Annotated in this window: 9 protein-coding genes; 6 read left to right on the forward strand and 3 right to left on the reverse strand. The window is 73.0% G+C overall.

The genetic code is table 11. The features are described 5' to 3' along the window. Positions 1 to 560 precede the first annotated feature (560 nt). Together ACFHW0_RS28220 and ACFHW0_RS28225 are read left to right on the forward strand one after the other, a co-directional pair. Positions 561 to 998: an ArsC/Spx/MgsR family protein gene (locus tag ACFHW0_RS28220; RefSeq protein WP_416612469.1), complete on the forward strand. Its 438-nt coding sequence runs from the start codon at positions 561 to 563 to the stop codon at positions 996 to 998. Between the two features lie 74 nt (positions 999 to 1,072). Then, positions 1,073 to 2,743, forward strand: a complete 1,671-nt coding sequence (locus ACFHW0_RS28225) for a right-handed parallel beta-helix repeat-containing protein (protein ID WP_416612471.1) — start codon at positions 1,073 to 1,075, stop codon at positions 2,741 to 2,743. 12 nt (positions 2,744 to 2,755) lie between these two features. On the opposite strand, the gene ACFHW0_RS28230 is transcribed toward ACFHW0_RS28225, so the two are convergent. Next, the gene (locus ACFHW0_RS28230; RefSeq protein WP_416612473.1) at positions 2,756 to 2,938 is read right to left on the reverse strand and encodes a hypothetical protein; all 183 of its coding nucleotides are present in this window, start codon (positions 2,936 to 2,938) and stop codon (positions 2,756 to 2,758) included. A 19-nt stretch (positions 2,939 to 2,957) separates the two neighbouring features. Between ACFHW0_RS28230 and ACFHW0_RS28235 the strand changes: the two genes are divergently transcribed. The 4 genes from ACFHW0_RS28235 to pulA all read left to right on the forward strand — a co-directional run bounded on the left by ACFHW0_RS28235 (position 2,958) and on the right by pulA (position 10,576). Continuing rightward, complete coding sequence (locus ACFHW0_RS28235) at positions 2,958 to 3,674, forward strand: hypothetical protein (protein ID WP_416612475.1); 717 nt, start codon at positions 2,958 to 2,960, stop codon at positions 3,672 to 3,674. 37 nt (positions 3,675 to 3,711) lie between these two features. Continuing rightward, the gene (locus tag ACFHW0_RS28240) at positions 3,712 to 4,101 is read left to right on the forward strand and encodes a hypothetical protein (RefSeq protein ID WP_416612476.1); all 390 of its coding nucleotides are present in this window, start codon (positions 3,712 to 3,714) and stop codon (positions 4,099 to 4,101) included. A gap of 133 nt (positions 4,102 to 4,234) precedes the next feature. Then, positions 4,235 to 4,927: a cellulose binding domain-containing protein gene (locus ACFHW0_RS28245; protein WP_416612478.1), complete on the forward strand. Its 693-nt coding sequence runs from the start codon at positions 4,235 to 4,237 to the stop codon at positions 4,925 to 4,927. Positions 4,928 to 5,077: 150 nt separating this feature from the next. Then, on the forward strand, positions 5,078 to 10,576 hold the full coding sequence (gene pulA / locus ACFHW0_RS28250; RefSeq protein ID WP_416612480.1) for a pullulanase-type alpha-1,6-glucosidase: 5,499 nt from the start codon (positions 5,078 to 5,080) through the stop codon (positions 10,574 to 10,576). Between the two features lie 114 nt (positions 10,577 to 10,690). Here the strand turns inward: pulA and ACFHW0_RS28255 are convergent, their stop codons facing one another. Together ACFHW0_RS28255 and ACFHW0_RS28260 are read right to left on the reverse strand one after the other, a co-directional pair. After that, positions 10,691 to 12,334: a hypothetical protein gene (locus ACFHW0_RS28255; protein WP_416612482.1), complete on the reverse strand. Its 1,644-nt coding sequence runs from the start codon at positions 12,332 to 12,334 to the stop codon at positions 10,691 to 10,693. 307 nt (positions 12,335 to 12,641) lie between these two features. Then, positions 12,642 to 14,339, reverse strand: a complete 1,698-nt coding sequence (locus tag ACFHW0_RS28260; RefSeq protein ID WP_416612484.1) for a right-handed parallel beta-helix repeat-containing protein — start codon at positions 14,337 to 14,339, stop codon at positions 12,642 to 12,644. Between the last annotated feature and the right edge of the window lie 248 nt (positions 14,340 to 14,587).

Genomic DNA, 14,587 nt, shown 5'->3' on the forward strand with positions numbered 1-14,587 from the left:
GATTCGTCTGCACCTTTCGATCGGGGGCACGCGACACACACCAAGGGGGGCGGGTGCGCCACGGGAAAGGAGAGGTCGAGATCAGGGGTGCGCCCTCGATGGGGGCTGGGCGCGTCCGGGGGATGTAACGACGCGGGCCCGGCCGGCATTCCGACCGTCGCCCCGACCGCCGGGGCCCCGGGGGGTTACGCGTTCACGATGGTTACAACGACCCGGGCCCCCGACCCATGCCGGCCGGGCCCGTGGCGCCCGCCACCGCAGACCCCAACAAACCGGACAGGTGTCCCGAACGGGCTGCCCCGAACCGGACATCACCCGCCGGACCGCACATCCGCCGGGTGACCGCGCACAGCCGGCCGGGCGCCCAGAGGCCGGCACGACGCCACGGACAGCGCAGCCGAACGCCGCGGGGACAAGCGCGAGATGCGAGCGCATCGTGATCAGGGCCCCATGGACCTCATCCGACCGCCTTGAGGTCCATGGCGTCCTGATCACGTTGGCGGAGCGTGGTGGGACAGGGCGGACGGAGGCGGGGCGGGGCGGCTGCGACCATGGCCGGCATGGAGATCTGGAACAACCCGTCCTGCTCGAAGTGCGCCGCCGCCCGTACCGCGCTCGACGAGGCAGGGGTCGGCTACGCGCTGCGCCCGTACCTGGACCGGCCGCCGAGCGCGGCGGAGCTGACCGAGGTGCTGCGCCGGCTCGACGCGCGCCCCTGGGACGTCTGCCGTACGCAGGAGCCCGCCGCGGTGGCCCTCGGCATGGCCGACTGGCCGCGCGACGAGGCGGCCGCGCCGCGCTGGATCGAGGCGATGGTGGCCGCCCCCGAGTTGATCCAGCGGCCCCTGCTGCTGCTCGACGACGGCAGCGCACTCGTGGGGCGTACCGCCGGGGCGCTGGCGGAGGCGGTGCGCCGCAGCGGCGCGACGGCCGGCACCGGCGCGGACCCCGGCCCTTCGGCGACCGCGTCGTCGGACCGGCCCACGCCGGCCGGGTAGCGCGTTTCCGGACGGGTGCGGCGGGAATGCGCCGGTCCCAGGCGAACGACCGTACGTCGCAGAGGAGGGGTCGGATGCCGCGTCAGGGCCTGTCCACCGCCGCGCAGCGGCTCACCCCGGTCGCCGGCGCGCCCCTGTGGTGCGACGCGCGGGAGTTCGGGCTGCGCGGCGACGGCGTGACGAACGACCAACCGGCGCTGTCGGCCCTGGTCGACCGCCTCGGCGAGGGCTACGCCGCCGACGGGCGGGCCCGGGTCATCTACTGCCCGCCGGGGATCTACTCGATCCGGGACGCCGGCACGGTGTGGCGCAGCGGGGTGTCGCTGATCGGCGCGGGACCGGGGACGACGCGGTTCCTGCTCAGCAACGAGGGGAACCGGGCGGACCCGACGCCGCTGGCGTTCTGGACGACGGTGCAGCACGGTGCGAGCCGCGACCGGCACATCGCCGACTGCACCTTCGCGGACTTCGAGATCGACGGCTCCGGCGTGGCGATGGTCCAGTACAGCTACCTCGCCAAGGGGCTCGGCCTCCAGTACGTGGTGCGCGGCGTCTTCCGCAACCTCTACATCCACCACACCGGCGCCACCGGCCTCGGCTGCGACTTCCTCCAGGACAGCCTGATCGACGGCGTCGTCGTGGTCGGTTGCGGGCGGCTGGACAACGGCGAGGAGATGGGCGGCGCGGGCATCGGCGTCGGCATCGGCGGGTGGGGCGACGTGGAGCGTCTCACGATCGCCGACTGCACCGCCGTCGGCAACGGCACCAACGGGATCTTCCTCGAACTCCAGAAGGACTACTGGACGCCACCGCGCGGCTACCGCATCATCGGCTGCCACAGCCAGGCGAACCGCTTCGGCATCTCCGACTGGGGCGCCGACGGCCTGATCGTCTCCGCCTGCACCCTGACCGGCAACCTGGAGGCGGGCTTCGACGTCTCCGGCAACGGCACGGCGGGCGTCGCCGGCCGGGGCGGCATCGTCAGCGACTGCGTCATCGACCGCAACGTCCGCGACGGGATCAGCATGGGCAACACGCCCGGCCCGTACACGGTGCGCGGGAACCGGATCAGCGCCAACGGGGCGCACGGCTACCACGAGCACGACCTGGGGCACGGCTACCGGGGCGCGGCGGCGGACGTGGTCGTCGACGGCAACGAGTTCTGGGACAACGGCCTGGACGCGATCCGGATCGACCGGCCCATGACCGACGCGATCGTGGTGAACAACCGGATCCGCAACAACGGCCGGCGGTGCGCCCCGGCCGCCACCGGCAGTGGCGAGTCGGTGCGCTACCACCACCGGTCCGTCACCGACCTGAGGGCGCACTGGCCGCACGACGGGCACCGGGGCAAGACGGTGCGGGTCGGGTCACGCACGGCGGTGGTGGTGTCCAACACCGACACCGCCCTCACCCTCGCCGAGGTGCGGGCGGATTCCCCCACCGGTTGGAACGAGGACACGCCGCCGCCCGGGGCGTCGTACGAGCTGCCGGCGGCCCCGCCGATCCGGGCCGGCATCACCGTCAACGCGCCGTTCGACTCGGCCACCGTGCGCGGCAACCGGATCTGGGACCACCGCGACGGGCAGACCCAGACCTACGGGCTCTGGATCACCTCGGCCGGCAGCTGCGTGTCCTGCCGCATCGAGGACAACGACCTCGCCGGCAACGCCGCCGGGGCCGTGCGGCTCGACACCCCGCCCGTCGGCGGGCGCTGGGACCGCAACCACCACGACGTCGACTGACGCAGGCGGCGCTCAGCGCGCGTCGTCGGCGGGCGTCGTCGCCTCCGCGTGCCGGTCGCGCAGCCGGGCCCGGATCTGCTCCGGGGTGTACGCCCGGCGCCGCCGTTCGGCCCGGGCGATGACCACGCCCGACGCCGCCACGCCGGCGAGGCCCGCCAGCCCGAGCACCTTCCACCACCGCATCCGTTGCCGCATCGGCCTAGGGTAGACCCCCATGAGCATCAGCCTGGACGAGGCCGTGGACCTGACCCGTACCGGCGACGTGTGGGTGTTCCGGGGCCGCAGCGTGCCGGACCGGGCCATCCAGTTCACCACCAACAGCCCGGTGAACCACGTCGGCATGGCGGTCGTGCTGGACGACATGCCGCCCCTCATGTGGCACGCCGAGCTGGGCAGGTCGCTGCCCGACATGTGGACGGGCACCCACCAGCGCGGCGTGCAGCTGCACGACCTGCGCGACGCGGTCTGCGTCTGGGCCAACCGGTACGGCCAGCGGGGCTGGCTGCGCCAGCTCGACCCGCCGGCCGACGCGGAGATGGAGAAGGCGGTGCTGCGCACCGTCGCGCGCCTGGACGGCACCCCGTTCCCGTCCACCGCCCAGCTCGCCTGGCGCTGGCTGCGGGGCCGGGTCCCGGCGGTGCGGTTGCCGGCCCTGCCCGGCCGGGCGGGGGACCACCCCGGCGGCCCGACGCCCGACCGCGTCGGGGCGGCCGCGCCCGACCGCGCCGGTGTCGCCGGGCGCGACCGTGCACTGGAGACGGCGTACTGCGCGGAGGTGGTCGCGGTGACCTACGAGGCGATGGGACTGCTGCCGGCCGGGCGGCGTCCCAACTGGTACGACCCGGGCCGGTTCTGGAGCGGCGACGACCTCGGCCTCGCGGGCGGCGCCCGGCTCGGGGCGGAGATCGAGGTGCGCATCCCGCCGCGCTGAGGTTTGGCCCGCCGTCCGGCCGGCAATTGCTGTCCCCGTGAGAGCCTCCACCGATCTGGACACGCTGACCGACTTCTTCGACCGGTACGGCGTGGCACTGACCACCGGCGACGTGCCCGCCATCGCCGGCTGTTACGCCCTGCCCGGGATGGTGGTGGCCGACACGTACAGCTTCTCGTTCACCTCACCGGCGGCGGTGGCGCTGTCCTTCGTGGGCGCGGCCCCCGACTACCAGGAGCGCGAGCTGGTCGCGGCGCACGCGGCCATCGAGGACGTGCACCCGGTGTCGGCGCTGCTGACCATGGTGGCCGTGGAGTGGGAGTTCCTGGACAGCCAGGGCCGGGCGGTCCCCGGCGAGCGCTACCGCTACCTGCTGCGGTCCACCGACGCCGGCCCGGTCATCTGCACGGTCCTGCGGACCGCCTGACCGCCGGCGGGACCGCGGCACGTCCGACGACGGCGGTCCCGCCCACACGGTGCCGGTACGCGCCGCGCGCGGACGGTCGCACCAGGTCGCCACGGACCGCTACGCTGCCCCGGAGGACCGCGGGAGGAGGGGCATGTCCGGCACGCGCCGAACATCGAGCAAGTCCTACGGCACGACCGCCATCGCGTCCTCGCCGTGGATCGTGGTGTCCGTCGGCGTCGCGGTGATGGTGGTCCTGCTGGCCATCGCGCTCGGCACCTACCGGGGGCGTGGCCCCGCGTTCGACGCGCAGCCCGGCCCGCCGCTGCCGACCGTCGGCCTGGCCGACCCGGAGCCGTCGGCGACCAGCCCGACGGCCACGCGCTCGCCCCGGGCGCCGGCCACGTCGTCCGGCCGCTCCACCGTCCGGCCCACCCCGACGCGGTCCACGCCCGCCCGCAGCAGCGCCCCGCCGTCCCCGACCCCCAGCGGGAGCGAGGAGACGTCGCTGGTGGCGCCGCCGTCGTCGTCGGCGTCCGCGCTGACGGGCCGGTACCGGGTGGTGGAGTCGTACGCGGACGGGTTCGTCGGGGAGGTGCTGGTCAGCAACGCGTCGTCGACCGGCCGGGGCTGGACGGCGCGGCTGACCTTCCCGGGAGCGCGGCTGGGCAGCGCGTGGATCGAGGGCGCGCCACAGGGGACGGCGCAGCGGATCGACGACGGCTTCACCTACCGCAGCGGCGGCGACCTGCCCGGGGGCGCTTCGGCCACGCTGCGGTTCTACGTCCAGGGCACCCAGAGCCGCCCGGCGAGCTGCACGGTCGACGGCGGCGCCTGCCGCCTCTAGCCACCCTCCTTGCGTACGGCCCGGCGCGGACCCGCCGGGCCGTTCCTCTTGCAAGGGTCCTGCCGTGTTACGACTTTGTTTGCAAGGTATTGCAGAACGTTTCGGCAAGAGCTAGCGTGCGGGCCAGTCAGCGACCAGAGGAAGGCGTCGATGAAACCCCCGCCGATACCGCGCAAGGCCCTGCTCGCCCTCGTCTCCCTGCTCACCCTCACCCTCGTCGGCACCCCGCTGGCCGTGCGCCAGCTCGGCGCCGACGCCCCCGACGGCACCGGCCCGCTGGTCACCACCGGCGCCGCGCAGTGGCGCACCGAACCCTCGGCGGAGGCGCTGCTCGCCGCCGGCAGCCGCCAGGCCCGCGCCGAGCAGTTCTACTTCGTCCTGCCGGACCGCTTCGCCAACGGCGACCGCCGCAACGACACCGGCGGCCTCACCGGGGACCGCCTCACCACCGGCCTCGATCCAAAGGACAAGGGCTTCTACCACGGCGGCGATCTCAAGGGCGTCATGGACCGGCTCGACTACATCGAGGGGCTCGGCACGACGGCCATCTGGCTCGCGCCCATCTTCAAGAACCGCCCGGTGCAGGGCGCCGGAGCAGACGTCTCCGCCGGCTACCACGGCTACTGGATCACCGACTTCACCCAGGTCGACCCGCACTTCGGCACCAAAGAGGACCTGAAGCGGCTGGTCGCGCTGGCGCACCGGCGGGGGATCAAGGTCTACCTCGACGTCATCGTCAACCACACCGCCGACGTGATCAAGTACGCCGAGGACAAGTACGACTACGTGGACAAGGCCACCTCCCCGTACACCGACGCGCAGGGGCGTCCCTTCGAGGACCGCAACTACGCCGACGGCAGCCGGGGCTTCCCGAAGGTGGACACCACGTCGTTCCCGTACACCCCGACGTTCGCGAACCCGGCCGACGCGAAGGTCAAGGTCCCGGCGTGGCTCAACGACCCGACGATGTACCACAACCGGGGCGACTCCACCTTCGCCGGGGAGAACAGCGAGTACGGCGACTTCTTCGGCCTCGACGACCTGTGGACCGAACGCCCCGAGGTGGTGCGCGGCCTGACCAGGGTCTACTCCGACTGGGTGGCCTCCACCGGCGTCGATGGCTTCCGACTGGACACCGTCAAGCACGCCAACCTCGAATTCTGGCCGCAGTTCAGCCAGGGCGTCGAGCGCGCCGCCGCCCGCGCCGGCAAGAAGGACTTCTTCATGTTCGGCGAGGTCTACAGCGCCGACCCGGAGGTCACCTCGACGTACGTGCGGCGCGGCGGCCTGCCGGCCACGCTCGACTTCGCCTTCCAGGAGGCGGCGCGCGGCTACACCGCCGGCGACGGCTCCGCCAGGGCGCTCGCCGACGTGTACGCCCGCGACGACCTCTACCGCGCCCGGGACACCGACGCGGGCCGGCTGACCACCTTCCTCGGCAACCACGACATGGGCCGGATCGGCTCGTTCATCGCCGGCGGCGGCACCGACCCGGCCACCCACCTGCGCCGCGACCGGCTCGCCCACGAGTTGATGTTCCTCACCCGCGGCCAGCCGGTGGTCTACTCCGGCGACGAGCAGGGCTTCACCGGCCCGGGCGGCGACAAGGACGCCCGGCAGGACATGTTCGCCTCGAAGACCCCCGACTACCTCGACGACGACCTGCTCGGCACCGACCGTACGCACGCCAGCGACCAGTTCGACCGCACCCACCCGCTCTACCGGGCCATCGCCGAGCTGGGCGCGTTGCGCCAGGCGCACCCGGCGCTGCGCGACGGCGTGCAGGTCGGCCGGTACGCCGCCGACGGCCCCGGCGTCTTCGCGTTCTCCCGGATCGACGCGAAGCAGCGCACCGAGTACGTCGTCGCGGTGAACAACGCCGCGACGGCGCAGACTGTCACCGTGGACACCTGGTCGGCCGGCGTCACCTTCACCGGCGTCTACGGCGCAACGGCCGCCCCGGTCGCCGGCGCGGACGGCAAACTCACGCTGACCGTGCCGCCGCTGTCGGCCGTGGTGCACCGCGCCGGCACCCCGATCGCGTCGCCCGACGCCGCGCCCCGGATCACGATCACCGCCCCGGCGCCCGTCGAGCCCGTCGCCACCAAGGCCGCCGTCACCGCGCAGGTCACCGGCGACCCGCTCGCCACCGTCACCGTCGCCGCCCGCGTCGCCGGCGGCAGGTGGACGCTGCTCGGCAGCGCCGACCGGGCCCCGTACACGGTGCACCACGACCTGACCGGGCTGGCCGGCGGCACGAAGGTCGAGTACAAGGCCGTCGTCCGCGACGGGAAGGGCCGCACCGCGACCGCCCGGTCCACCGCGACCGTGGGCACCCCGGCGCAGTCCGCCTCCCGGGAGTGGGCCGTGGTGCACTACCAGCGCCCGGCCGGCGGCTACGACGACTGGGGCCTCTACGCCTGGGGCGACATCGACCCCGCGTACGCCACCGAGTGGCCCAAGGGACAGCCGTTCGCCGGCGAGGACTCCTACGGCCGGTTCGCCTGGGTGAAGCTCAAGCCGGGCGCGAAGTCCGTCGGCTTCCTGGTGGTCGACAAGTCCGGGAACAAGGACGTGGAACAGGATCGGACGATCGACGTGACGAAGACCGGCGAGGTCTGGGTCAAGCAGGGCGACCCGGCGACGTACCCGAGCCGGCAGGCCGCCACCGGCGAACCCGACCCGCCGGTGGAGGACGGCACCGCCCTCATCCACTACCGCCGTGCCGACGGCAACTACGACGGCTGGGGCCTGCACCTGTGGGACGGCGCCGCCAATCCGACGGACTGGGCCGCCCCGCTCGCCCCGGCCCGGACCGACGCCTTCGGCGCGGTCTTCCGGGTGCCGCTGGCCGCCGGGGCGACCGGGCTGAGCTACATCATCCACTCCGGGGACGAGAAGGACCTGCCGACCGACCAGCGGCTCGACTTCGCCGACGCCGGGCGGGAGGTGTGGCTGCTCGCCGGCACGCCCGGGCGGCTGCTGCCGTCCACCGCCTCCGGCGCCGCAGGCGACGTCGACGTCACGAAGCAGAAGGCGCACTGGATCGACCGCTCGACCGTCGCCTGGCGGGCCGGGCCCACCGACGGCAGGACGTACGCCCTGGTCGCCGCCCCGGCCGGCGGGGTGAGCGTCGCCGACGGCGAGCTGGTCGGCACGTACACCACGCTGCGGTTGACCGCGCAGCGCAACGGGCTCACCGAGGCCCAGCGCGCGGCCTTCCCGCACCTGTGGGCGCACGGCGCCTTCACGCTCGACCGGCGGGACCTGGCGAAGGTCCCGGCTGCCCTGCGCGGGCAGCTCCTGGTGACCGAGCGGGACGCCGAGGGCGCCCTGCTCGCCGCGACCGGCGTGCAGATCCCCGGCGTGCTCGACGACGTCTACGCCCGGGCCACCGGCGCGAGGCTCGGGCCGACCTTCGCCGGCGGGGTGCCGACGCTGGCCGTCTGGGCACCCACCGCCCGCACGGTCTCGCTCCAGCTCTTCGACTCGCCGACCGCGCCGCCGAGGACCGTGGCGATGCGCCGGGACGACCGCACCGGCGTCTGGTCCGTGCGCGGCGCCCGCGACTGGACCGGCAGGTACTACCGGTACCAGGTGCAGGCATGGCAGCCGGCGACGCAGAAGATGGCCACCGCCGCCGTGACCGACCCGTACTCGGTGGCGCTGGCGCCGGACTCCACGCACAGCCAGATCGTGGACCTGGCCGACCCGGCGCTCGCACCGGCCGGATGGGCCGCGCTGCGCAAGCCGGCGGCGGTGCCGTCGACGAAGGTGCAGATCTCCGAGCTGTCCGTGCGGGACTTCTCGATCGCCGACAGCACCGTGCCGGCGGAGCGGCGGGGCACCTACCTCGCCTTCACCGACCCGGGCACCGCCGGCATGAAGCACCTCAAGGCGCTCGGCGAAGCCGGGGTGACCCACCTGCACCTGCTGCCCGCGTTCGACTTCGCCACGATCCCCGAGCGCCGCGCCGACCAGCGGCAGCCGGCCTGCGACCTGGCCGCGCTGCCGCCGGACTCCGAGCAGCAGCAGAGGTGCGTCGCGGCCGTGGCCGACACCGACGGCTACAACTGGGGGTACGACCCGCTGCACTACACGGTGCCGGAGGGCGGCTACGCCGTCGACCCGGCCGGCGCGAGGCGCACCACCGAGTTCCGGCGGATGGTGGCCGGCGTCAACGGCGCCGGGCTGCGCGTGGTGATGGACGTCGTCTACAACCACACCTCGGCGGCCGGCGCCGACCCGAAGTCGGTGCTCGACCAGATCGTGCCCGGCTACTACCACCGGTTGCTGGACGACGGCAGCGTCGCCAACTCGACCTGCTGCGCCAACACCGCCCCCGAGCACGCCATGATGGGCAAGCTCGTGGTGGACTCGCTGGTCACCTGGGCCAGGGCGTACAAGGTGGACGGTTTCCGGTTCGACCTGATGGGCCACCACCCGAAGGCGAACATCCTGGCCGTCCGCGAGGCGCTCGACGGGCTGACCGTCGCCCGCGACGGCGTGGACGGCAAGAAGATCCTGCTCTACGGCGAGGGCTGGAACTTCGGCGAGGTCGCCGACGACGCCCGGTTCGTGCAGGCCACCCAGGCCAACATGGCCGGCACCGGGATCGGCACGTTCAACGACCGGCTGCGCGACGCGGTACGCGGTGGCGGGCCGTTCGACGCCAACCCGCGGGTGCAGGGCTTCGCCTCCGGCCTGTTCACCGACCCCAACGGCGACGACGTGAACGGGTCCACGGCCGAGCAGCGGGCCCGCCTGCTGCACCAGCACGACCTGATCAAGGTGGGGCTCACCGGCAACCTGCGCGGATACCGGTTCACCGACTCGTCGGGCCGGCAGGTGACCGGAGCGCAGGTCGACTACAACGGCTCGCCCGCCGGCTACACCGCCGCGCCGGGGGAGGCGGTGACCTATGTCGACGCGCACGACAACGAGATCCTGTACGACGCGCTGGCGTACAAGCTGCCGCAGGACACCCCGGCGGCGGACCGGGCCCGGATGCAGGTGCTGGCGCTGGGCACGGTGGTGATGGGGCAGGGGCCGGGCTTCGTCACCACCGGCACCGAGCGGCTGCGCTCGAAGTCGCTGGACCGCAACTCGTACAACTCGGGTGACTGGTTCAACCAGATCCGCTGGGACTGCGACTGCGCCCAGGGCAACGGCTTCGGCGCCGGCCTGCCGCCCGAGCAGGACAACCGGGACAAGTGGCCGTACGCCAAGCCGCTGCTGGCCGACCCGGCGCTGGTGCCGGACTGCGCGGCGATCGACCTGGCCGACGCCCGCTACGCCGAACTGCTGAAGATCCGGGCCTCCTCGCCGGTCTTCGGGCTGACGACGGCGGAGCAGGTGCAGAAGCGGGTCGCCTTCCCGCTCTCCGGGGCGGGGGAGACCCCCGGCGTGCTCACGATGACGCTGGACGGTCGGGGCCTCGACGGGCGGTGGACGTCGGTGACGGTGGTCTTCAACGCCACCGGCGAGACGGCGACGCAGCGGCTTACCGGCCTGCGCGGGGCCGACGTCGCGCTGCACCCGGTGCTGCGGACCTCGGCCGACGAGGCGCTGCGGACGGCCTCGTTCGACCGGGCCAGCGGCACGTTCACCGTGCCGGCCCGCAGCGTGGCGGTCTTCGTGCAGAGCTGACGCGCGACGTGGACCGGCCCCCTTCCGCGTCGTGCGGAAGGGGGCCGGTTCGCTGTTCGCCCGGTTCATGCGGCCGGTGCCGGTGGCACCGGCCGCACGTCACCCGAGGATGGTTCAGCCGAAGCAGTTCTCCACGGGGGAGGGGCTGCCCTGGCAGTTCGTCGGCTTGTTGCCCTTGATCGCGGTCTTGTCGTCCACGTTCACCTCGCCGCCGAAGTTGAACACCCCGCCCGGCCGGATGGTGGAGAAGTTGTTCGCCACCTTCGTGTCCTGCAGGTTGACCTCGCCGAAGGCGTTGAAGATGCCGCCGCCGATGCCGATCGGGCCGACGGCCCGGTTCCCGACGATCTCGCTGTCGCGGAACGTGACCTCGCTGGCGAGGTTGAACACGCCGCCGCCGAAGAAGCCGGCGACGTTCTCCTTGACCTCGGTCTTCTCCGCCGTGACCGTGGCGCCGAAGGCCAGGGCGATGCCGCCGCCGACACCCACGGTGGTGTTCTTGGCGACCGTGACCTTGTGCAGGTGGAGCTGGCTGTCGTCGGCCGCGGCGATGCCGCCGCCCGCGATCACCGCGTTGTTGTCGGTGATCCTGGAGTACTTGACCGTGGTGTGGCCCTCGATGTCGAGGATGCCGCCGCCGAAGCCGATCGTGTCGTTGCCGCTGATCTCGCTCTTCTCGATCCAGGCGGTCCCGCCGGGGACGTCGTCGCGGAAGATGCCCGGTGCGCCGTTGGCGATGCCGCCGCCGCCGATGCCCGAGTTGTTGTGCTTGACGTGGGACTCGTCGACCTTGAGCACCCCGGCGTTCAGGATGCCGCCGCCGAAGAAGAAGGCGGTGTTGTCGGCGACCGTGGTGTGGCGCAGGCTGGTCTTGCCGAAGTTGGCGATGCCGCCGCCACTGCCGCCGGCCTGGTTCTCCACGATGTGGCTCTTCTCGATGTCGGCCGAGCCTCCCGGCTGCACCAGGATGCCCGCGCCGTCGTTGGGCTCCGGCTCCTGCAGCACGCCGACGTCGGCCTTCGCCGCCGCCTTGGCCGCCGCCGCGCCCTTCGGCGCGGCCTGGAGCAGGGGCAGGTACGGCTTGCCGGCCTTCGCCGCCGCCGTCGCCTCGACCGAGTTGGAGTACCGCGACCACACGGATTCCGGCGTCACCGGCTGGGGCGTGTCCACCTCGACCGTCTGGCCGTTCTTGATGGTCAGACCCTTGAGGGTGAGGTGCCCGCCGCTGCCGACGTTGAAGATCCGGAACTGCTCGGCGGTGGCGTCCCGCACGATCTTGGTGTCGTGGCCCTTGAGCGTCACCGACTGCGTGATCACCGGCAGGCCGTTGCCGTATTCGTCGTGCCGGGTCAAGGTGTACGTGCAGTCCTTGGCCAGCTCGAACACGCCGCCGTGGTTGGCGTTGGCGTACACGATCGCCTGGATCAGCTTGTCGGAGTCGCAGGGCACCTCCTTCCCGCGATCCTTGTGGTTCCGGTCCTTGTCGTTCCGGTCCCGGTCCTTGCCCTCTCGGCCCTGGTCGCCCTCGCGGCCCTTCTCCTCACGGTCCGCGCCCCGGTCGCCGTCCTTGCCGACCTGCTGCGCGGTGGACCACTTCAGGCCGTCCACGCCGACCGCGCCGGCGCCGGTGGCCACGCCCACGGCAGCGAGGCTGACCACGCCGGTCAACCCGGCCACACCGCTGGCGAGCCAGAGCTTGCGGCGACGCTTGGGCGCCGCCGGCCGCTCGGAGTCGTTGTTCGTTAGGTAGTTGGACATCGGAGCTCTCTGCCCTCTCCTCGTACCAGACAGGGTCGCGGCGCCACAGGCGAGCGTCCCCTGCTACAAATCGGTTGTAGCTCCCGAACCAGACATTATGAGAATCTTCCTCGCCTCGCGGCCATATCCGAAATAACCCCGCATTAGGTACCTTGCGCCCCTGCCGGGACTGCGTGTCCGTTACGGAGTGTGACGGGCTGCGACGGGCCGCGACGGGCCGGGACGCCGCAAGGCGGGCGAAACGGGAGGCTCCTCCCCGCCAGTGGTGGGGAGGAGCCGTCCGCTATGTGGATCAGCCGCTTGCCGGTCAGGCGAAACAGCCGGGAACGTTGACGCAGTTGGTGGGCCGGTTGCCCGTCACCGCGGACTCGTCGTCCAGCGTGACCGTGCTGCCGGGCGCGTTGAAGATGCCCCCGGGCGGGCGGGTGGCGAAGTTGTGCGCCATCCTGGTGTCGTCCAGGGTCACGGTGCCCCCGTCGGTGTTGTGGATGCCGCCGCCCCGGCCGAACGGGCCGACTGCCCGGTTGCCGACGACCTCGCTGTGGCGCAGCGTGACATCGCTGTCCTCGGTGAAGATGCCGCCGCCGAAGAATCCGGCGGTGTTCTCCCGTACCGCGCTGCGCTCGATGGTGGCGGTGCTGTCGTCCGCCACCGCGAGCCCGCCGCCCACCCCCGCGGTGACGTTCCTGGCGACCGTGGCGTGCGTCAGGGTGAGCTGGCTCTCGTCCGCCACCGCGATGCCGCCCCCGGCGAGCAGCGCCCGGTTGCCGGTGACCTTGGACTCGTGGACGGTGGTGGTGCCCTCGACGTCGAGGATGCCGCCGCCGAAGCCGACCGTGTCGTTGCCGGTGACCTCGCTCTTGTAGACCCAGACCGAGCCGCCGTCGACGTCGTCGGAGAGGACCCCCGGGGCGCCGTTGGCGATGCCGCCACCGCCGATCCCGGCGTTGTCGTCCTTCACCTTCGACTCGTCGATCTGGAGTACGCCGGCGTTGAGGATGCCGCCGCCGTAGCGGAGGGCGGTGTTGTCCGCGACGGTGCTCCTGCTCATTCGGGTGTGGCCGTAGTTGGCCAGGCCGCCCCCGCTGGCACCGGCCTGGTTGTGGGTGATCTCGCTGTGCAGGATGTCGGCGCTGCCGCCCGGCTGCACCAGGATGCCGGCGCCGTCGTTGACGCCCGGCTGTGCCAGGGTCCGTAGGCCGCCCGCGTCGGCCCGCGCGTCGGCCCCGGTCGCCATCTTCACGCTCCCGGTGGCCGGCGGCGCCGGTTTCGCCGGGGCCGTGGACCCGGCCGCCGCGGCCGTGGCGGTGGCGGAGGTCGAGTACCGCGACCAGACCGCCCCCGGCGCCACGGTGGCCGGCGTGTCGAGGGTCTGGCCGCCCTTGACGGTCAGACCCTTCAGGGTCAGGTGCCCGCCGCTGCCGACGTTGAGGATCCGGAAGTGTGCGGCGGTGGCGTCGCGGACGATGGCGGTCCGCTCGCCCTTGAGCGTGATCGGCTGGGTGATCACCGGCAGCCCGTTGCCCCCGTCGGCGCGGGTCAGCCGGTAGGTGCACCCCTCGGCCAGTTCCAGCAGGCCACCGCGGGAGTCGTTGGCGTGGACGATGGCCTGGATCAGTTTGTCGGAGTCGCACGGCACCTTGCTGGTCGGGCCCTGGTGGTCGCGTTCCTCGCCCCCGCTCCACCCGCCGGTCTCCCGGCCGCCCCAGGCGCCGCCGGCCGGGGCCTCTTCGTCCTCGGCGCCCCTGTCGGTGTCGCCGCCGTGCTCCGCCTGCTCGTCGACCTTGCCGGCGTCGCTGACGTTCTGCTTCGGCCTGGACGAGCGGGCGTCCGACAGGCGGTCCGCGTCGGCCTTGTCGTCGCGGGCGGCCAGCCCGCCCATGGCCGCCAGGCCGACGATGCCGGTCAACCCGGCGACGCCGGCGGCGACCCAGAGTTTCCGCCGCACTTTCGTCGGCGTGCCCCCGGGGGCGTCGCCGTCGGGCGTCGTTACGTCATTGGACATCAGAGCCTTCCGCCCTTTCCTGCTACCAGACGGGGCCGCACCGCGCGAGGCGGCGTGACCAGCTACAAATCGGTTGCAGCCTCTGACGCCCACCGTATGAGAAGGATCCTCGCGACGGGGACTTATCCGAGAAAACCCCGCATTCCGCTCGCATCGGGCATTGAACGGGGCAACCCGGCGGCCCCGGGCAGGAAGCGGGTGACCGCGAGCACGGCGACGGGCCCCGCCGCCGGCGCGGTCGACGTCCG

Origin of the sequence: Micromonospora sp. LOL_025 (genome assembly GCF_048060285.1) — a bacterium.
Classification (GTDB): domain Bacteria; phylum Actinomycetota; class Actinomycetes; order Mycobacteriales; family Micromonosporaceae; genus Micromonospora.